General features: G+C 68.3%; 17 protein-coding genes. 11 read left to right on the top strand and 6 right to left on the bottom strand.

The window, feature by feature from the left end; genetic code table 11:
• The first annotated feature begins 226 nt into the window (after positions 1–226).
• The 4 genes from ASE72_RS03455 (at position 227) to ASE72_RS03470 (ending at position 4766) form a co-directional block, all read left to right on the top strand.
• On the top strand, positions 227–1585 hold the full coding sequence (locus ASE72_RS03455; RefSeq protein WP_056016689.1) for a methyl-accepting chemotaxis protein: 1359 nt from the start codon (positions 227–229) through the stop codon (positions 1583–1585).
• 198 nt (positions 1586–1783) lie between these two features.
• Positions 1784–3064, top strand: coding sequence for a methyl-accepting chemotaxis protein (locus tag ASE72_RS03460; RefSeq protein WP_200916188.1), 1281 nt, complete (start codon positions 1784–1786; stop codon positions 3062–3064).
• A gap of 57 nt (positions 3065–3121) precedes the next feature.
• A complete protein-coding gene (locus ASE72_RS03465; protein ID WP_056016695.1) occupies positions 3122–3826 on the top strand; it encodes an SDR family NAD(P)-dependent oxidoreductase in 705 nt (234 codons plus the stop codon).
• Complete coding sequence (locus ASE72_RS03470) at positions 3816–4766, top strand: 50S ribosomal protein L11 methyltransferase (protein ID WP_056016698.1); 951 nt, start codon at positions 3816–3818, stop codon at positions 4764–4766. The genes ASE72_RS03465 and ASE72_RS03470 overlap by 11 nt, the downstream gene beginning before the upstream one ends.
• 137 nt (positions 4767–4903) lie before the next feature.
• Here ASE72_RS03470 and phhA read toward each other — a convergent pair whose 3' ends face one another.
• On the bottom strand, positions 4904–5776 hold the full coding sequence (phhA, locus tag ASE72_RS03475) for a phenylalanine 4-monooxygenase (RefSeq protein WP_056018844.1): 873 nt from the start codon (positions 5774–5776) through the stop codon (positions 4904–4906).
• A gap of 22 nt (positions 5777–5798) precedes the next feature.
• Here phhA and ASE72_RS03480 point away from each other — a divergent pair, with 22 nt between their 5' ends.
• Positions 5799–6464 (top strand): TIGR02117 family protein, encoded by a 666-nt coding sequence (locus tag ASE72_RS03480; RefSeq protein ID WP_056016702.1) that lies wholly within the window; start codon positions 5799–5801, stop codon positions 6462–6464.
• Positions 6465–6737: 273 nt separating this feature from the next.
• Here ASE72_RS03480 and ASE72_RS03485 read toward each other — a convergent pair whose 3' ends face one another.
• Both ASE72_RS03485 and ASE72_RS03490 read right to left on the bottom strand, forming a co-directional pair.
• Positions 6738–7016 carry a hypothetical protein gene (locus tag ASE72_RS03485; RefSeq protein ID WP_056016705.1) on the bottom strand — a complete coding sequence of 93 codons (279 nt, stop codon included), beginning with the start codon at positions 7014–7016 and terminating at the stop codon, positions 6738–6740.
• Positions 7017–8018, bottom strand: coding sequence for a glycerophosphodiester phosphodiesterase (locus ASE72_RS03490; RefSeq protein ID WP_056018847.1), 1002 nt, complete (start codon positions 8016–8018; stop codon positions 7017–7019). It lies immediately after the preceding gene.
• Positions 8019–8147: 129 nt separating this feature from the next.
• Here ASE72_RS03490 and ASE72_RS03495 point away from each other — a divergent pair, with 129 nt between their 5' ends.
• The 6 genes from ASE72_RS03495 (at position 8148) to ASE72_RS03520 (ending at position 15925) form a co-directional block, all read left to right on the top strand.
• Positions 8148–8711, top strand: coding sequence for a 2Fe-2S iron-sulfur cluster-binding protein (locus ASE72_RS03495; RefSeq protein ID WP_081877755.1), 564 nt, complete (start codon positions 8148–8150; stop codon positions 8709–8711).
• Positions 8708–9688 carry an FAD binding domain-containing protein gene (locus ASE72_RS03500; protein WP_056016708.1) on the top strand — a complete coding sequence of 327 codons (981 nt, stop codon included), beginning with the start codon at positions 8708–8710 and terminating at the stop codon, positions 9686–9688. The genes ASE72_RS03495 and ASE72_RS03500 overlap by 4 nt, the downstream gene beginning before the upstream one ends.
• A gap of 2 nt (positions 9689–9690) precedes the next feature.
• Positions 9691–11922 (top strand): xanthine dehydrogenase family protein molybdopterin-binding subunit, encoded by a 2232-nt coding sequence (locus ASE72_RS03505; protein ID WP_056016711.1) that lies wholly within the window; start codon positions 9691–9693, stop codon positions 11920–11922.
• Between the two features lie 224 nt (positions 11923–12146).
• Positions 12147–14351: a xanthine dehydrogenase family protein molybdopterin-binding subunit gene (locus ASE72_RS03510; protein WP_056016714.1), complete on the top strand. Its 2205-nt coding sequence runs from the start codon at positions 12147–12149 to the stop codon at positions 14349–14351.
• 46 nt (positions 14352–14397) lie between these two features.
• Positions 14398–15321: an XdhC family protein gene (locus ASE72_RS03515; protein WP_056016717.1), complete on the top strand. Its 924-nt coding sequence runs from the start codon at positions 14398–14400 to the stop codon at positions 15319–15321.
• Entirely contained in the window at positions 15308–15925 is a 618-nt protein-coding gene (locus ASE72_RS03520) for a nucleotidyltransferase family protein (RefSeq protein ID WP_056016720.1), read from the top strand. The genes ASE72_RS03515 and ASE72_RS03520 overlap by 14 nt, the downstream gene beginning before the upstream one ends.
• Here ASE72_RS03520 and ASE72_RS03525 read toward each other — a convergent pair.
• Genes ASE72_RS03525 through ASE72_RS03535 form a run of 3 tightly spaced genes read right to left on the bottom strand, consistent with a single transcriptional unit; the run spans position 15900 to position 18211 of the window.
• Positions 15900–17108 (bottom strand): ABC transporter permease, encoded by a 1209-nt coding sequence (locus ASE72_RS03525; protein ID WP_056016722.1) that lies wholly within the window; start codon positions 17106–17108, stop codon positions 15900–15902. The two genes, ASE72_RS03520 and ASE72_RS03525, sit on opposite strands and share 26 nt — an antisense overlap.
• A 3-nt stretch (positions 17109–17111) precedes the next feature.
• The gene (locus ASE72_RS03530; RefSeq protein WP_235532207.1) at positions 17112–17558 is read right to left on the bottom strand and encodes an endonuclease domain-containing protein; all 447 of its coding nucleotides are present in this window, start codon (positions 17556–17558) and stop codon (positions 17112–17114) included.
• A complete protein-coding gene (locus ASE72_RS03535; RefSeq protein ID WP_156350207.1) occupies positions 17555–18211 on the bottom strand; it encodes an ABC transporter ATP-binding protein in 657 nt (218 codons plus the stop codon). Before ASE72_RS03535 ends, ASE72_RS03530 begins: the two co-directional genes overlap by 4 nt.
• Positions 18212–18265: the final 54 nt, after the last annotated feature.

Below are 18265 nucleotides of genomic sequence, written 5' to 3' on the forward strand. Positions count from 1 at the left end.
CTATTAGACGCCGTGTGCTGCGATGCAACCCACCGCCGCCGCGGTTGATAACCCATGACACCCGATTCGCGGCGGTTCGGGGCGTTCCGGGACCCTCGCTGTCCTGCGCAACACTGATGCGCGCTTGTCATCGGCCTGTCGCAGTCTCGCAACGGTCCATCCCTAACCTGCCCTTAAGGAATCGGCACTAGCGCTGGTCAGGAATTCGCGATCCGGAGATCCCGCCTTGAATACCACCGACCTACCGAGCATCGGCACGATCGCGGCCAACGTCGATCTCTCGGCCCGGCTGCGGGTGTTCGATTTCGACGGTGCGCTGACCAGCGCGAGCCGCGAGCTCTGGGCCGTGCTCGAGCCCGATTCCGTCGCGATCTCACGCGCATACTGGGAGCAGTGGCAGCGCTGTTTCAGCAACGAGCGGATCTGGGCGCCGGACAAGGCCGAGGCGATGATCGCGGTCGGCTGCACCTTCCTGCGCAACCGCTTCCTCGACACGAGCGGCCGGACATGGGTCGAGTCGGTCGAGCGCTCGGTCGCTGCCGCCTATACCGCCAACGTCTCGCCGATGGCGCTGTTGTCGATGATCAGCGCGAGCGACCGCGCCGCGCTCGACGTGCTGATGCGCAGCGTGGCGCGAGACGACACGCGATTGCCAGTGTATATCGATACGCTGATGCGGTTGTCGGCGCTGGAGGGCGAAATCACGGTCGCGATCTATACCAAGTACCGCGCGCATTCGGCGCAGGGCGCGCGTGACACGCTCGCGGTCGAATTCCGCGACGGAATCGCCTCGATGGTCGAGACCGCGACCGACGAGGGACACCTGCTGCGCGAGCAGGCGGTGCGCAGTTCGGCGTCGACGCGCGCGGTTCTGGGCAAGGCAAGCGAGGTCGCCGCCGCCGCCGAACAATCCGCGGTCGCGATGCGCGAGGCCGCGCAGACCGCTGCCGGGCTGATCCGCGCGATCGAGGATGCACGTACCGAGGTCGAGGCGGCCGCCGAGATCGCGAACCGCGCGTCGCACCAGGCCGGCCAGGCGGTCGGCATGTCCGAGGCGCTGAGCGAGCATGCCAAGTCGATCGAGTCGATCCTCGGGCTGATCCGCGACATTGCCGGGCAGACCAACCTGCTTGCACTCAACGCGACGATCGAGGCGGCGCGGGCGGGCGATGCCGGGCGCGGGTTCGCGGTCGTCGCGCAGGAGGTCAAGAGCCTCGCCAACCAGACCGCGCGCGCGACCGACGACATCGCCGCGAAGATCGCCGCGATCCAGTCCGCGACGCGCGGCACGGTCGAGACCAATGCGAGCATCAAGGCGACCGTCACCGAGGTCCAGGAAAGCGCCGACCGCATCCGCTATGCGATGGAGGCACAGGCGCAGACGGTGACCGCGATTACCGCCGCGGTCGACGAGACCGCGCTGGCGGCCGATTCGATGTCGACGACGATCGCCGCGATCCGCGAGGATACCGAAACGGTCGCGAGCGAGATCGACAGCGTCGGTCGCGGCTTCGACGTACTCGACACCCGGCTGAGCAATCTGAAGACGAGCGCCGGCGTCTTCGTGACCAAGGTCGCCGCATAACCGACCGCAGGAGAGAGCATGATCGCCGACACAGAGCGCGTGCCGCCGGCCCCGACAGGAGTTGGAGCCGGGACAGGGGTTGAAGCCGGGACAGGGGTTGAAGCCGGGACCGGAGCCGAGGACGCACAGGGCGTGCGCGACTGGAGCGGCGATCATCGTCCGCTGCGCGAACGCGTGCGCGATTATGACTGGGACGGCATGGTCGAGCCGGGCTGCGCGGTGCTGACCGCGCTGCTCGATGCCGACGACCGGCGCCGGATCGCGGAGACGTTCTGGCGGCATTATCTGTCGCTCGACGCCGCGCGTCACGTCGTGGCGCGGTTCACCCCGGCACGGCTCGAGCGCAGCATCGTCTCGAGCGCGGAATATGTCCGGCTGAAATACCTCTCGCCCTATGACGAGGCGTGGAAGACGATGGCGATCGACCACGCGGTGGGATCGCGCAAGTCAGGCATCCCCCTGCCCGCGCTGCTGTCGTCGCTGGCGTTCGCGCACAGCGTGACGCTCGGGCTGATCGCCGAACGCGTCGATGGCGATCTCGCGTCGATGCGGTCGCTCGGCGACGTCGTGCAGCGGCTCGCGCTGATCGAGGCGGACATCATGGCGTCGTATCTGGGCACCAGCGACGCGGCGGCGGCGCGCGCCGAACGCCGGTTGCACGCGGCGGCGTTCCGCGAGCGGATCGCGGCGTCGATCGAGGACACCGCGCTGCTGGGCGCGCGGATCCGCGTGCAGGCGACCGACGCCTCCGCCTCAACCCACGGCGTGCTGCACAAGGCGAACGAGGTCGCCGCCGCGGCGGAGCAGTCGGCGGTGGCGATGCGGCAGGCCGCGCAGACCGCCGCCGGGCTGATCCGCGCGATCGAGGATGCGCGCACCGAAGTCGAGGGTGCCGCGGACATCGCGAGCCGCGCCTCCGCGCAGGCGAGCGACGCGGTCGGCATGTCCGAGGCGCTTAGCGACCATGCCGAGGCGATCGAGTCGATCCTGGGGTTGATCCGGTCGATCGCGGGCCAGACCAACCTGCTCGCGCTCAACGCGACGATCGAGGCGGCGCGCGCCGGCGATGCCGGGCGCGGGTTCGCGGTCGTCGCGCAGGAGGTCAAGAGCCTCGCCAACCAGACCGCGCGCGCGACCGACGACATCGCCACAAAGATCGCCGCGATCCAGTCGGCGACGCGCGGCACGGTCGCGACCACCGCGGGGATCAAGCTGACCGTCGGCGAGGTCCAGGACAGCGCTTACCGCATCCGCAGCGCGATGCAGACCCAGGCGGGAATCGTCTCGGCGATCACCGCGGCGGTCGACGAGACCGCGCTCGCCGCGGATTCGATGTCGGCGACGATCGATTCGATCCGCCGCGACACGCAGGCGGTCGCCGCCGAGATCACGCTGCTCGGGCAGGAATTCGGCGAGGTCGACGACAAGCTGAGCGTCCTGCGCGCCGCCGCGGACGGATTTTCGACGAGCGTCGCCTGATCCGCGGCCACCGCAGGGAGGTGACGCGACGCCACCGCCCGCGCTAAGGCCGCGCGCATGACCATCTTACTCACAGGGTCGAGCCGGGGCATCGGCGCGGCCATCCACCAGGCGCTGACCGACGCGGGCGCCACTGTCATCGGCCACAAGAGCACCAACGGGGGCAGCGCGCACGGGCTTCCTGCCGACTTCGCCGACCCCGCGGGGCCGACCGCGCTGTGGAACGCCGCGCTCGAACAGGCGGGTGGCGCGATCGACGTGCTGATCAACAATGCGGGCGTGTTCGAGGCGAACCCGCTCGAGGACGCGGACTGGACCGCTCAGTGGGAGCGGACGATGCGGATCAACCTGACCGCGTCGGCCGAGCTGTGCCGGCTCGCGGTGCTGCACTGGCAGGCGCGCGGGTTTGCGGGCCGGATCGTCAACATCGCCAGCCGCGCCGCCTATCGCGGCGATTCGCCCGCGCACTGGCATTATGCCGCGTCGAAGGCGGGGATGGTCGCGATGACCAAGACGATCGCACGCGGTTACGCCCACGAGGGGATCCTCGCCTTTGCGATCTGCCCCGGGTTCACGATGACCGGGATGGCGGAGGACTATCTGTCGAGCCGCGGCGGCGACGCGCTGCTCGCCGACATTCCGCTCGGCAAGGTCGCGGACCCGGCGGAAGTCGCCTCGGTCGCGCGCTATTGCGCACTCGAGGCGCCCGCATCGATGACGGGCGCGGTGATCGACGTGAACGGAGCGAGCCATGTCCGCTGACAGCTGGAAGCTTACCCTCCCCTGCACGCGCGCGGAGGCCGAGGCGATCGACGCGAGCGACGACCTGGGGGACGCGATCCCGGGCGATGCTGTGCTGATGACCACCGAGGAGATTGAGGACGACGTCGAATCGTGGCGGCTCGATGCGTATTTTGAGGTCGAGCCGGATGCCGACACGGTCGCCGCGGTGCGCGCGCTGGTGCCGAGCGCGGCGGGGGCCAGAATCGCGGTCGAGCGGCTCGGCGATGCGGACTGGGTGACGATGAGCCAGGCGGGGCTCGAGCCGCTCTCGGTCGGGCGGTTCTTCGTCCACACGGGCGCGCATGCCGACGCGGTGTCCGCGGACAAGCGCGCGTTCCTGATCGAGGCGAGCCGCGCGTTCGGGACGGGGCATCACGAGACGACCAGCGGATGCCTCGCGATGCTCGACGGGCTGGACGGCGAAACGTTTGCCAATGTCATCGATATCGGCACGGGCACGGGCCTGCTCGCGTTCGCCGCCGCGCATCTGTGGCCCCACGCCGCAGTGATGGGGACGGACATCGATCCGGTCTCGATCGAGGTGACGCGCGAGAATGCCGCGCGGAACGGCGTGGCGGGGATCGATCTCGTGGTGGCCGACGGGACGCTCGACGACGCGATCGTCGCGCGCGCGCCCTATGACCTGGTGATCGCGAACATTCTGGCGGGGCCGTTGGTGTCGATGGCGCCCGAGATCGCGTCGATCGCGGATACGGGGGCGACGATCGTGCTCGCGGGCCTGCTCGAGACTCAGCGCGCGGGTGTGGTCGCGGCGTATGAAGCGTGCGGATGTTCGCTGGCGGCGGTCGACCGGCGCGGCGACTGGAGCGTGCTCCGGTTGCAGGCCGGTGCGGTGCGGTTCGTGGCGGACGGGCCGTTCGACCCCAAGGGGCGCGACGGCTGGGCGCTCGATATCTGATCTAGCACGCCCGGCAGAAGAGTGCTCCCCCGCGGAGGCGGGGGTCCAGTCTGGGCCCCCGCCTTCGCGGGGGAACAAGAGGGGGCTGCCCTCACCTCGTACCCAACGCCACCCCGGTTTTCGCCGGGGTGGAGGCGCTACTGGTTCATGAGCTTGGCCTTTGCATAATCCTGCGTGCCCTTCGTCAGCACGACGTCATCGGGTTCGATCTGCGCGACGGGGATGTCGGGCAGCGCCTTCAGTTCCTCGTACAGCGGCGCGAAATCGGTCTCGACGGTCAGCCGGAGCAGTTCGTCGAAGCTCGGGATGACGAAATAGTTCTGCTGGAAATCGTCGATCCGGTATTCGGTGCGCATGACGCGCGCGAGGTCGAGCGCGATGCGGTTGGGGCTGGGATCGTCGAGCGCGAACCGCGTCTCGGCGAAACTCGAGACGATCCCCGATCCGTAGATCCTGAGCCCCTCGGGCTCGGCGATCAGCCCGAATTCGACCGTGTACCAGTAGAGCCGGCCGAGATATTTAAGCGCGTCGAGCCCCAACGCGCGCTGTCCGCCGCGACCATAGGCCGCGAGATAGTCCGCGAAGACCGGGTCGGCGAGCATCGGCACATGCCCGAACACGTCGTGGAAGACGTCGGGCTCCTGAAGATAGTCGAGCTGGTCGGGACGGCGGATGAAATTGCCCGCGACGAAGCGGCGATTCGCCATGTGATCGAAGAACACGTCGTCGGGGACGAGCCCGGGCACCGCGACGACCGACCAGCCCGTAAGCTTCATCAGCCGTTCGGACAGCTCCTCGAAATCAGGGATGCCGGGCTTCGAGAGTTTGAGCACGTCGAGCCCGCGCAGCCACGCGTTCGACGCGCGGCCGGGGAGCAGTTTCGACTGGCGCGCGAACAGCGTGTCCCACGTCGCATGGTCCTCGGCCGTATAGGCATCCCAGTTCTGCGGGATGGTCCAGTCGGGAGCGCCTTCCGGCGGCGTGCTCAGCACGTGCGTTTCTTCTAGCATGCGCATCGTCTAGCATGATGGAATGAAGACGGAAACGCGGGCCGCGCGCTGGAGTGTCCGCGTCGGTGCGGTGCTGCTGGCACTGGTGATGATCTATATCGGGACAGGGCTGGCCGGCGGGATGATCCCGGCCAATCGCGGCTGGCTCGCGCCCCCGCGCGGCGTGCGGATCTTCGTCGAGAGCAACGGCGTGCACACCGGGATCATCGTGCCGAAGGTCGCGGCCGGGATCGACTGGCGCGCCTTCGCCCGCCCCGGTGACCTGCGCGACCCGCGTTATGCCGCGCAGGACCATCTCGCGATCGGCTGGGGGGAGAAAGCATTCTTTCTCGAGACACCGACCTGGGCGGACGTGAAGCTGCGGACGATCGTCGGCTCGGCGGTCGGCAGCGACGACGTCCTGCTCCACGTCGAGCATCTCGCCGCGCCGACGCCCGGTGGCGATGTGCGCGCGGTGATGCTGAGCGAAGTCGAGTATCGGCGGCTTGCGGGGTTCATCGCGGCGACGATCCGGCCGGGGGGGCGGTCCTATCCGGGGTATGACGCCTATGACGCGTTCTACGACGCGCGGGGGCATTACAGCGCGGTGGCGACGTGCAACGCATGGACGGGGGACGCGCTGCGGTTCGCGGGGGTGCGGGTCGGGTGGTGGACGCCGTTTCCGGCGACGGTGATGTGGTGGTTTTGAATCGCTGCCCCCCTTGTGTCCCCGCGAAGGCGGGGACCCAGACTGGGCTCCCGCCTTCGCGGGAGAACAGGGTCTTCGGCGCAGACTGCTTTTAGCCCCTTGGCCCTCGCCGGGGACCGGGACATCGAAACTGCGCGGGTGGGCGGACCGCCGGCCCCTCCCCCGTCATCCTGGGCTTGACCCAGGATCCAGGGCCGCAGGCGCGGGGCTCTGGGTCCTGACTTTCGTCAGGATGACGAGAGGGGGGGAAAGACGGACCGGCGTGCGGTCGCCTCAATAACCTGCGCGGTAGCCTTGGTACTGGCCGCATTCGCCGCGCCGCGGGTCCTTCTTGCAGCGTTTGGCGAGTTCCTTGCGCTGCTTGCCTTCCTCGGCCTCCTGCTTGCGCATCTTGCGGCCATAGTTGCGGTCCGATTCCTCCTGGCTGGTCGTCGTCCAGTCGACCGCCTTGCCCGCGACTTGGAACGGCGCCTTCACGATCGACGTCGCGGTGCTGATGCAGCCCCCCGTCATCAGGGGCAGGATCGCCAGAACGGGAAGAACCTTACGCATCTACTTCACTCCTGCGCGCAGCCGGTCGCGCGCCTGCGCACCGTATAGCGGAAAATCGGTGAAGAATCCGTCGATACCTTGTGCCAGCCCGGCGTCGATCTCCGCGGCGATGTCGCCATGCGCGGCGGGATCGGCACCGCGGCGAAAGCGGTCGGGTTCGAACATGTTCTCCGCACGATAGGTCCAGGGGTGGACGCGCAGCCCCGCCGCATGCGCGTTCGCGACGAGCGGCGACGGCGTCGTGCCCGCCCACAACATCGCCTTGTTCGGGCCGATGCCGTACGCATAGGCCGCGACCGCCTTCAGCCCCGCGGGCGTGATCATCGCCGCATAGCTCGGCTGCGCGCCATCGGCGGGGCCGCCCTCGCCGTCGATCAGCTGGATCAGCCGGATCCGCGTGATCGTGTGGAGCCGCTGGAGGTTCTTCACCTCGAACGACTGGATGAAGACCGGCGCGGTCGCCGAATCCCACCCCGCCTCGCGCAGTTCGGCGACCAGCTTGACGTCGGTCGGATGGCCGATGCGCGCGAAATAGGTCGGGTGCTTGGTCTCGGGATAGATGCCGATCGTCCGCCCCGTCTCGGCCGAGCGCCGCTTGGCGAGCGCGATGATCTCGGCGAGCGTCGGGATCTCGAACCGGCCGTCAAAGGCGGTGTTCGCCGGGCGCAGCTTTGGCAGCCGTTCCTTCGCGCGCAGCGTCTTCAGCTCGGCAAGCGTGAAGTCCTCGACGAACCAGCCGGTCATCGTCTGTCCGTCGATCGTCTTGCTGGTCTTGCGCGCGGCGAATTCGGGATGGTCGGCGACGTTGGTCGTGTCGGCGATCGCGTTCTCGTGCCGCGCGACGAGCACGTCGTCCTTCGTCGGGACGAGGTCGGGCTCGATGAAATCGGCGCCCTGCGCGATCGCGAGGTCGTAGGCGGCGAGCGTATGTTCGGGACGCAGCCCGCTCGCGCCGCGATGGGCGATCACGATGGGCGCAGGATCTGGGTTTTTCGGTGTCATCGCAACAGATTGCCCGCCCGCGATGCCAAGCACCAGCGCCGCGATCCGTGAGAGCCAATCGCAATAGGAAACCATTCGGCGCATCGGCGTTCAGTCCTCATATTTCCCGGATCCAGAAGGGGCGACCCCATGCATTTCACGATCAATGGTCAATCATATGACGCCGAGCCCGATATTCGTACCTCGGTGCTCGACCTGTGCCGCGAGCATCTCGGCCTCACCGGCTCGAAAAAGGGCTGCGACCACGGCCAGTGCGGCGCATGCACCGTCCTGATCAACGGCCGCCGGGTCAATTCCTGCCTGACGCTCGCGGTCATGCACCAGGATGACGAGATCACGACGATCGAGGGGCTCGGCCAGCCGGGCAACCTCCATGCGCTGCAGGACGCGTTCGTCCGGCATGACGGCTATCAGTGCGGCTATTGCACGCCGGGCCAGATCTGCTCGGCGGTCGGCATGCTCGACGAGGTCAAGAAGGGCTGGGCCAGCCATGCGTCGGGCGACCTGACCGATCCGAAGTTCGATGATGCCGAGATTTCGGAGCGGATGAGCGGCAATCTGTGCCGTTGCGCCGCCTATCCGAACATCGTCGATGCGATCCGCGAAGTCGGCGACACCGCGCCCAAGGGCCGGTCCGCGGACGAGAAGGACGCCGCGATGGACGCCGACGCGCGTGGGGAGCTAGTGGCATGAAGACCTTCGCTTACGAAAAACCCGCGACCCCCGAGGCCGCGGTCAACAATGCTGGTACGACCGGCGCGCGGTTCATTGCAGGCGGGACCAACCTGCTCGACCTGATGAAGCTGCAGGTCGAGACGCCCGATACGCTCGTCGACATCAGCCGCCTCGATCTGGCGAAGATCGAGGAGCGCGAGGATGGCGGGCTGACGATCGGTGCGCTGGTGCCGAACAGCGACCTCGCCGCCGACCGCCGCGTCGTCGCGAAGTACGAGGTGCTGAGCCGCGCCCTGCTCGCCGGCGCATCGGGCCAGCTGCGCAACAAGGCGTCGACCGGGGGCAACATGCTCCAGCGGACGCGCTGCTATTATTTCTACGACACCGCGGCGGCGTGCAACAAGCGCGAGCCCGGCAGCGGCTGTTCGGCGATCGGCGGCTTCAACCGCATCCTCGCGGTGCTCGGCACCAGCGAGCAGTGCATCGCGACGCATCCGAGCGACATGGCGGTCGCGATGCGCGCGCTCGACGCGACGATCGTGACCTTGAAGGCGGACGGCGATCGCCGGCGCATCTCGGTCCACGAGTTCTACCGCCTGCCGGGGTCGACGCCCGAGATCGAGACCGTGCTCGAGACGGGTGAGCTGATCACGCATATCGAGCTGCCCGCGCCGCCCAAGGGCAAGCAGGCCTATCGCAAAGTGCGCGACCGTGCGTCCTACGCCTTTGCCCTCGTCTCGGTCGCGGCCGTGGTCGACGTGCAGGACGGCGTGATCGCGTCGGCTTCGCTCGCGTTCGGCGGGCTCGGGCCCATGCCGTGGCGCAATCCGGCGGTCGAGGCCGCGCTGGTCGGCAAGGCGCCGTCGGACGAGGCCTTCGAGGCCGCGGCGACCGCATTGCTCGCCGATGCCAAGGGCTATGGCTCGAACGACTTCAAGATCCCCCTCGCGCGTCGCACGCTTATCGCGACGCTGCGCACCGTAACGGGAGCATAAACATGTTCGGATTTGGAACCACCAACAGCCTGACGATGGACAAGCCGCATCCGGACAGTCTTCTGGACAGCGGCGTGCAGGGCGTCATCGGCAAGCCGCTCGACCGGATCGACGGTCCGCTGAAGGTCAGCGGCACCGCGACCTATGCGGCGGAATATCAGTTCGACGACATGGCGTACGGCGTGCTCGTCGGCACGAAGATCTCCGCGGGCAAGGTCGTGTCGATCGACGTCGATGCCGTGAAGAGCATCCCCGGCGTGCTCGACGTCGTCACCGACTTCGACCAGTTCATCCGCGTGTCCGCACAGGGCGGCGCGACCGACGCACCGACGCAGGGCGTCAAGGACATCGCGTTCTTCGGCCAGATCGTGGCGATCGTGCTCGCCGAGAGCTTCGAGGTCGCGCGCGATGCGGCGGCCCGCCTGCCGATCGTCTATGACGAGGCGGAAGGCCAGTATGACTTCGCCGCGCACCGCGACGAGACGCGCACGCCCCCCGACGATGCCGCGCCGGCGCATTTCAAGCAGGGCGATGTCGACACGGCGATGGCCGATGCGGCGGTGACGGTCGATTCGACCTATGTCACGCCAAGCCAGAATTCGGCGGCGATGGAGCCGCATGCCTCGACCGCGGTGTGGGAAGAGGACGGCTCGCTGACGCTGTACGGCGCGTACCAGATGCCGACCTCGGACGCGCAGCAGCTGGCCAAGTCGCTCGGCCTGTCGGCGAAGAAGGTCCGGATCGTCGCGCGCTATATCGGCGGCGGGTTCGGATCGAAGCTCGGCATCGCGCCCGAGAGCGTCGCCGCGGCGATCGCCGCCAAGCAGCTCGGCCGTCCGGTCAAGGCGGTGATGTCGCGCCCGCAGGTCTTCGAGGCGACCGTACGTCGCTCGAACACCGAGCAGCGCGTCCGGCTCGCGGCGAACGCCGCGGGCAAGCTGACCGCGATCGGGCACGAGACGCTCGCGTCGAACCAGTCGACCGAGGATTATTTCGAGCCCGCGGGCATCGGCACGCACCTGCTCTATGGCGGCGAGAACCGGCTGATCACGCATGAGCTGGTCGACGTGAACCTCGTCCTGTCGGGCTCGATGCGCGCGCCGGGCGAAGCGGTCGGGATGCTCGCGCTCGAGGGTGCGATGGACGAGTTGGCCGAAAAGCTCGACATGGATCCGATCGAGCTGCGCAAGCGCAACGATCCGCGGATCGATCCGGAGAAGGACGTCCCTTATTCGTCGCGCAACCTGACGCGCGCGCTCGACGAGGGTGCAGCCCGGTTCGGCTGGGACAAGCGGCAGAAGGCCGGCACGCGCCGCGAGGGCGAGTGGCTGATCGGCATGGGCGTTGCCTCGGCAGTGCGCGGCAACATGATGATGGAATCGTCCGCCAAGGTCGAGATCCATCCCGACGGCACCGCGACCGTGTCCTCAGCGATGACCGATATCGGCACGGGCAGCTACACGATCCTCGCGCAGATCGCATCTGAGATCCTCGGCATCCCGGTCGCCAATATCACCATGTCGCTCGGCGATACCAACGATCCCCCCGCGGCGGGTTCGGGCGGATCCTGGGGTGCGGCCTCGTCGGGGACCGCGGTGTATCTCGCCTGCGAGATGCTGCGCGGCAAGATCGCCAAGGCGATGGGCGTCGACGAGGACGGCCTGACGCTGAAGGACGGGAACGCGATCGGCGACAACCGCTCGACCCCGATCGGCGAGCTGGTCGGCAAGGGTCTCGAGGCGACCGGGCATATCAAGCCGGGCAAGCAGGAGAAGGAAACTTCGCAGGCAGGCTTCGGTGCGCATTTCGCCGAGGTCGCGGTCAACGTCATCACCGGTGAGACACGCGTGCGGCGGATGCTCGGGTCGTTCGCGGCGGGGCGTGTGCTCAACGCGAAGACCGCGCGGTCGCAGTGCCTCGGCGGGATGACCTTCGGCATCGGCACCGCGCTGACCGAGGATCTGATCCACGACACGCGCACTGGCAAGCTGGTGAACCACGATCTCGGCGAATATCACGTGCCGGCCAATGCGGACGTGCCGCAGATGGACGTCCACTTCGTCGACGAGCGCGACATCCATGCGAACCCCATCCACGCGAAGGGTATCGGCGAGCTGGGGATCTCGGGCGCGGGCGCCGCGGTGGCGAACGCGGTGTATAATGCGACGGGGATCCGGGTGCGCGAGTTCCCGATCACGCTCGACAAGCTGCTGGATCAGTTGCCGGCGGTCTGAGGATCGGCTGTCTTCAGGTAGCGGCTACCCCGATCAGAAAATACTTCCCCGGCGGAGGCCGGGGCCCAATTGGAAAGGCCTCGATAACGACGTGACGAGCGTCGTTATTGCCGTCCTCCAATTGGGCCCCGGCCTTCGCCGGGGTGGTACTGGGAGATCGGCAACGCCCCTCGTCAAACGTACCGCCCGCCCCTATCTTCCGCACTTCACCCGAGGATGCCAGAATGAACGAACACGTGATGGATGCGGCGTTTCGGCCGGCGGGGCTTGGCCGTGCGAAACAGGGCGTTCTCGGGCTTGGGCTGGACCGGATCGAAGGCCCCGCAAAGGTCACCGGCGTTGCGGATTACGCGTATGAAGGCACGCCCGACGGCATCGCCTATGCCGCGATCGTCGGTACGCCCGTCGGCAGCGGACGGATCCTCGGGATCGATGTCAGCGCCGCCGAGGCGCTACCCGGCGTGATTGCGGTCATTCACGATGACCCGCGCATGCCCGCGGGCGAGTCCAACTCGCGCGCGATGCCGCTGTGCGATACCGACGTCATCCTCCACCTCGGCCAGCCCGTCGCGATCGTCGTCGCGGAGGACCAGGCGATCGCGCGCGACGCCGCCGCGCTGGTGGTGGTCCGCACCGAAGCGGGCGAGGACCGGTTCGACGTCGAGGCACAGCCGGTCGATACCGAGCCCGAGATCGGCTTCCTTCCACCGATCGACAAGGGCGATCTCGACGCGGTGATGGCCGGTGCGGCGGTGACGTTCGACCAGACCTACACGACCCCCGTACACTTTCCCGCCGCGCTCGAACCGCATGCGACGACCGCCTCGTGGGAGAGCGGAAAGTTGACCGTGCGCTCGAGCAACCAGGTTATCGGCGGCGCACGCAAGACCATCGCCAAGGCGCTCAAGATCGACGCGGACTCGGTGCGCGTGCTCGCGCCCTATGTCGGCGGCGGGTTCGGCGGGAAGACGGGCGTCGGCGCGGAGGCGATCCTCGCGGCGATCGCGGCGGAGGTCGTCGGGCGGCCGGTCAAGATCGCGCTGCCGCGCCGCCAGACCGCGTACATGGTCCACCACCGCTCGCACACGACGCAGCGGATCCGGATCGCCGCGGCCAAGGACGGCGTCATCCTCGGCATGGGGCATGAGAGCGTCGTCGCGCAGAACGACGATGGCGAGTTTCTCGAGCCGGTGCCGTTCGGAACGCTGCCGTTGTACCGGGGCGAAGCGCGGCGGTTCAAGACCGACCTCGTTCGCGTCGACCTGCCCGCGAGTGGCGCGGTGCGTGCGCCGGGCGAGGCGGTCGGCACGTTCGGCGTCGAATGCGCGATGGACGAGCTCGCCGAGCAGCTCGGGATCGATCCGATCGAGTTGCGCCGCCGCAACGAGCCTGAGACCGATCCGGTCAGCGGCAAGCCCTTCTCCACGCGGCGGATGCTCGATTGCTACGACCAGGGCGCCAAGCGGTTCGGCTGGCCCGCCACTTTGCCCGCGCCGGGATCGGTGCGCGAGGGCGAATGGCTGATCGGAATCGGCATGGCGGCGAGCCTGCGCGGCAACTTCACCGTCGAGGCGCAGGCGCGGGTGCGGCTGGAGGCGGATGGCCGCGCGACGGTCGAATGCGACATGACCGATATCGGCACGGGGACGTACACGATCCTCGCGCAGACCGCGGGCGAGATGCTCGGCCTGCCGGTCGCCGACGTGACTGTGCGGCTGGGCGACACCGATTTCCCGCCGAGCGCGGGGTCCGGCGGGTCGTTCGGCGCGGGGAGTGCTGCGTCGGCGGTGATGCTCGCCTGCGAGGATATCCTCGGCGAACTCGCGCTGCGGATGAATGCGGCACCCGAAGAGCTGAGCCTGCACGATGGCTGCGTGAGCGCGGGCGGGCGGCAGGTGGCGCTGGCCGACCTCGTCCGCGGCGAGCCGATCGTCGCGATGGGCAAGACCGGGCCGGGCAAAGAGAGCAAGCGCACCAGCCAGGCGAGCCACGGCGCGCACTTCGTCGAGGTCGCGGTCAACGCGGTGACGGGCGAGACGCGCGTGCGGCGGATGCTCGGCGTGTTCGATGTCGGGCGCGTGCTCAACCGCAAGACCGCCACGAGCCAGATCACCGGCGGGATGGCGTGGGGAATCGCCTATGCGCTCAGCGAAGAGGGGATCGTCGACACGCGGACGGGCGCGTTCGTGAACCCCGATTTCGGCGAATATCACGTCGCGGTGAACGCCGACATTCCGCAGCTCGAGGTGCATTTCATCGAGGAGATCGACGACTCCGCCAATCCGGCCGGCGCCAAGGGGGTCGGCGAGCTCGGCATCTCGGGCGCAGGCGCGGCGGTGGCGAACGCGATCTACAACGCGACCGGCGTGCGGGTGCGCGATTTCCCGGTGACGCTCGACAAGCTGCTCGAGGGCTTGCCCGCGATATAAGGTCTGTTCCCACGCCGATGCGGAGGAACGAGAAGAGAGAGAAGACATGGCCGAGAACGATAGCGTGATTGCCGCCGCCAAGGCATGGAAGGGCGAGAAGATGGCGATCGCCACGGTCGTCTCGACTTGGGGATCCGCGCCGCGACCCAAGGGGAGCCACATGCTCGTCCACGCCGATGGCCGGTTCGAGGGATCGGTGTCGGGCGGCTGCGTCGAGAGCGATATCCTCGCGACCGCCGCCGAGGTGATCGCGGGTGCGCCGTTCCAGGTCCGCAACTATGGCGTCGCGGATGCAGCAGCCTGGGAAGTCGGGCTGCCGTGCGGCGGCGAGATCGCGGTGATGGTGCAGCCCGTCTCGGCCGAGGGGTTCGATCCCGAACTGTTCGACCGGATCGCCGATGCGCGCGACCAGGGCGATGCGCTGACCGTCTCCACCGACCTCAAGACCGGGCACAGCGACGCGCGCCCGCTCGAGACGGGCGAGGTCTTCCTCAATCGCTACGATCCGCCGCGCCGCCTGCTGATCGTTGGCGCGGTGCAGATCGCGCAGGCACTGGTCGGGCTCGCGCGCGAGCTCGGGATCGCCACCGTCGTGATCGATCCGCGCGCGCGGTTCCTGACCGACGAACGGTTTCCGGGCGTCACGCTTGACGATCGCTGGCCCGACGAGGCGATCGCGGCGTATCGACCGGGTCCGTCGACCGCGGTCGTCACGCTGAGCCACGACATCAAGATCGACGACCCCGCGCTGATCGCCGCGCTTGCCAGCGACGCCGCCTATGTCGGCGCGCTCGGCAGCCGCAAGAGCCATGCGGCGCGGCGCGAGCGGCTTGCATCCGAGGGCGTTACGGCCGAGGCTATCGACCGGATCGATGCGCCGGTCGGAGTCGATATCGGCGCGATCGGGCCATCGGAAATCGCGCTGTCGATCGCGGCGGCGATGATCGGAGCATTCCATGATCGCGGCTGAAGACGTCGTCCTCATCCTGCTCGCCGCCGGGCGGTCCGAGCGGTTCGGCATTCCGAACAAGCTCGAAGTGCCGTTCCTCAACAAGCCGCTCGGGCTGCACGTCGTCACCGCGTTCGAGAATATCCCGTTCAAGCGGCGGCTGGCGGTCACCGACGGGTGCAAGCTCGACTTCATCAGCGAGCGGTTCGAGGTCGTCCACAATGACGACGCGGCCTCGGGCATGTCGCAGTCGGTGAAGCTCGGCGTGCAGCGTGCGAAGGACGACGGCGCCGCGGCGGTGCTGATCGCGCTCGCCGACATGCCGCGCGTCACCGCGGCGCATGTCTACCGCATGCTCGATGCCGCCGACAGCGCGGACGCGGTGGTCGCGTCGAGCGATGGCGAGAAGCCGAGCCCGCCTGCGCTGTTCGGGCGCGGGCGGTACGATTTCCTGCTGACTCTCGACGGCGATGCGGGCGCGCGCGATCTGGTCAAGGCGGGGCGCCACGTCGTCACCGCGCCCGCCGAGCTGATCGACATCGACACGCCCGAGGATCTGGAGAGGCTGCAGGCGCTCGTCCACGATCCCCGCGCGGCGATCACTCGTGCCTTAACGCGTCGATAGGGTTCATCGCCGCGGCGCGGCGCGCGGGGAAATAGCCGAACACGACGCCGATCACCGCGGAGATCGCGAACGCGAAGATGTTGATCTCGGGCACGAAGATCCACTGCACCTTGATGAGCGGCGCGATGACCGCGATCGCGAGCTGCGCGATGACGAGCCCGACAAGGCCGCCGAGACACGACAGCACGATCGCCTCGACGAGGAACTGCAACAGCACCTCGCGCGCGACCGCGCCGATCGCGAGGCGGATGCCGATCTCACGCGTCCGCTCGGTCACCGACACCAGCATGATGTTCATGATCCCGATCCCGCCGACGACCAGGCTGATCCCCGCGACCGCGGCGACGATCCCGGTCAGCAGCGTCGTCGTGCCCGTCAGCGTGTCCGAGATCTGCTTGGTGTCGAAGATGTTGAAATCATCTTCCTTGCCGCCGGTGATTGTCCGGCGCTCGCGCAGCAGGTCGGTGATCGACGCCTGAACCGTCGCGGTCGAGAATTTCTGGTCGACGCCCACCAGCATCAGGCGGATGTCGCGGTTGCCGGTGAAACGCCGCTGGACCGCCTTGAGCGGCATGATGACGACGTCGTCCTGATCGCCGCCAAAGCCCGCCTGCCCGCGCGTCGACAGCACGCCGATCACGTCGCAGCTGATCGCGCCGATCCGCATGCGGAGGCCCACCGCGTCGCCGCCGCGGAACAGGTTGGTGCGCACCGTATTGCCGATGATGCACACCGCCTTGCCCGATGCCTCCTCGAGCGGGGTGAAGATCCGCCCGGTCGCGAGCGGCCAGGGCTGGACCTGGAAATAGGCGCTGGTGGTGCCGTTGATCGTCGTCGACCAGTTCGCGCCCTCGTAGATGGCGGTCGCGGTCGCCTGTGCCTGCGGCGCGACCGCGGTGACGCCGGTGACCTGGTTGGCGATCGCCTCGACATCCTCGGGTTTGAAGTCGGGCGGGCGCGGCCCGCCGCCACCGCGGCCGAAGCCCTGGCCCGGACGGATCTGGAGGATGTTGGTGCCGAGCGCGGAGATCGACTGCTGCACCGCCGCGGTGGTCGCCTTGCCGAGCGTGACCATCGTGACGACCGCGCCGACGCCGATGACGATGCCGAGGATGGTCAGGAACGACCGCAGCAGATGCCGCCGGATCGACCGCAGCGCGAGCGAGAGCGTGGTGCCGAACATGACTTAAAGCCCCTCCCCTTCAGGGGAGGGGTTGGGGTGGGGCAGCCGCCACTGCGCACGCGCCGGCAACGACTGCGCGACCGCAAGGACGTGGAGCAGAACGCCCTCGGCATTCTCCATCACGTCCGTGTTGTCGACCCGTATGGTCGTGAAGCCCGCATCCTGCATCAGGGCGTCCCTGTTTCGATCGATTTCGGGGTCGTGGGTGTGCCCATCGACTTCGACGACCAACCCGATGGCCGGGCAGAAGAAGTCGACGATCCGGCTGCCGAGCACGGCTTGTCTACGGAATTTGAAGCCGCCGAGCCGACTGTTGGACAGACCGCGCCATAGGCGCTTCTCGGGCTCTGTCGGTTCTCGACGCATGTGCGTTGCGCGGGTGGCAAGCGGTGTTCCCCACCCCAACCCCTCCCCTGAAGGGGAGGGGCTTTGAAGGATCTCGACGCTCACGATTCCACCCTCTCGCCCTGGCGGTGCTGGCTTTCGATGCGTTCCACTAGGCCGTCCCTGAAATGCACGACGGTGCGCGCGAACGCGGCCATGTCGGGTTCGTGCGTGACCATCAGCACGGTGATCCCCTGCTCCGCGTTGAGCCGCGTCAGCAGCTGCATGATCTCGACCGAGCGTTCGCTGTCGAGGTTGCCGGTCGGCTCGTCCGCGAGCAGCACGTCGGGGCTGGTCACCAGCGCGCGCGCGATCGCCACGCGCTGCTGCTGGCCGCCCGACAGCTCGGCGGGCGTGTGGTCCCACCAGTCGGCGAGACCGACCGTGTCGAGGCTCGCCATCGCCGCCGCACGCCGGGCGCGCTTCTCGTCGCCGCGATAGAGGAGCGGGAGCTCGACATTCTCGAGCGCCGACGTCCGGCTCAGCAGGTTGAAACCCTGGAAGACGAACCCGAGATATTTCCGCCGGAGCAGCGCGCGCTGATCGCGGTCGAGCGTTTCGACATGGTGCCCGCGGAACAGGAAGGTCCCGTCGCTCGGCACGTCGAGGCAGCCGAGGATGTTCATCGTCGTCGACTTGCCCGACCCCGACGGCCCCATCACCGCGACGAAATCGCCCGCCGCGATGTCGAGGTCGACACCCTTCAGCGCCTGGAACATCGTCGCGCCCTGCCCGTACGTCTTGGTGACTCCGCGCAGCGAGATAAGCGCCGG

Origin of the sequence: Sphingomonas sp. Leaf20, assembly GCF_001421535.1 — a bacterium.
Lineage (GTDB): Bacteria > Pseudomonadota > Alphaproteobacteria > Sphingomonadales > Sphingomonadaceae > Sphingomonas.

Bases quoted from the DNA above. Each gene is read 5' to 3' on its own strand.
- ASE72_RS03510 (WP_056016714.1), top strand. From the start codon at position 12,147: ATGAACGAACACGTGATGGATGCGGCGTTTCGGCCGGCGGGGCTTGGC.
- ASE72_RS03515 (WP_056016717.1), top strand. From the start codon at position 14,398: ATGGCCGAGAACGATAGCGTGATTGCCGCCGCCAAGGCATGGAAGGGC.
- ASE72_RS03500 (WP_056016708.1), top strand. From the start codon at position 8,708: ATGAAGACCTTCGCTTACGAAAAACCCGCGACCCCCGAGGCCGCGGTC.
- ASE72_RS03470 (WP_056016698.1), top strand. From the start codon at position 3,816: ATGTCCGCTGACAGCTGGAAGCTTACCCTCCCCTGCACGCGCGCGGAG.
- ASE72_RS03535 (WP_156350207.1), bottom strand. From the start codon at position 18,211: ATGTTCCAGGCGCTGAAGGGTGTCGACCTCGACATCGCGGCGGGCGAT.
- ASE72_RS03480 (WP_056016702.1), top strand. From the start codon at position 5,799: ATGAAGACGGAAACGCGGGCCGCGCGCTGGAGTGTCCGCGTCGGTGCG.
- ASE72_RS03505 (WP_056016711.1), top strand. From the start codon at position 9,691: ATGTTCGGATTTGGAACCACCAACAGCCTGACGATGGACAAGCCGCAT.
- ASE72_RS03485 (WP_056016705.1), bottom strand. From the start codon at position 7,016: ATGCGTAAGGTTCTTCCCGTTCTGGCGATCCTGCCCCTGATGACGGGG.
- ASE72_RS03490 (WP_056018847.1), bottom strand. From the start codon at position 8,018: ATGACACCGAAAAACCCAGATCCTGCGCCCATCGTGATCGCCCATCGC.
- ASE72_RS03460 (WP_200916188.1), top strand. From the start codon at position 1,784: ATGGTCGAGCCGGGCTGCGCGGTGCTGACCGCGCTGCTCGATGCCGAC.
- ASE72_RS03465 (WP_056016695.1), top strand. From the start codon at position 3,122: ATGACCATCTTACTCACAGGGTCGAGCCGGGGCATCGGCGCGGCCATC.
- ASE72_RS03495 (WP_081877755.1), top strand. From the start codon at position 8,148: ATGCATTTCACGATCAATGGTCAATCATATGACGCCGAGCCCGATATT.
- phhA (WP_056018844.1), bottom strand. From the start codon at position 5,776: ATGCTAGAAGAAACGCACGTGCTGAGCACGCCGCCGGAAGGCGCTCCC.
- ASE72_RS03525 (WP_056016722.1), bottom strand. From the start codon at position 17,108: ATGTTCGGCACCACGCTCTCGCTCGCGCTGCGGTCGATCCGGCGGCAT.
- ASE72_RS03520 (WP_056016720.1), top strand. From the start codon at position 15,308: ATGATCGCGGCTGAAGACGTCGTCCTCATCCTGCTCGCCGCCGGGCGG.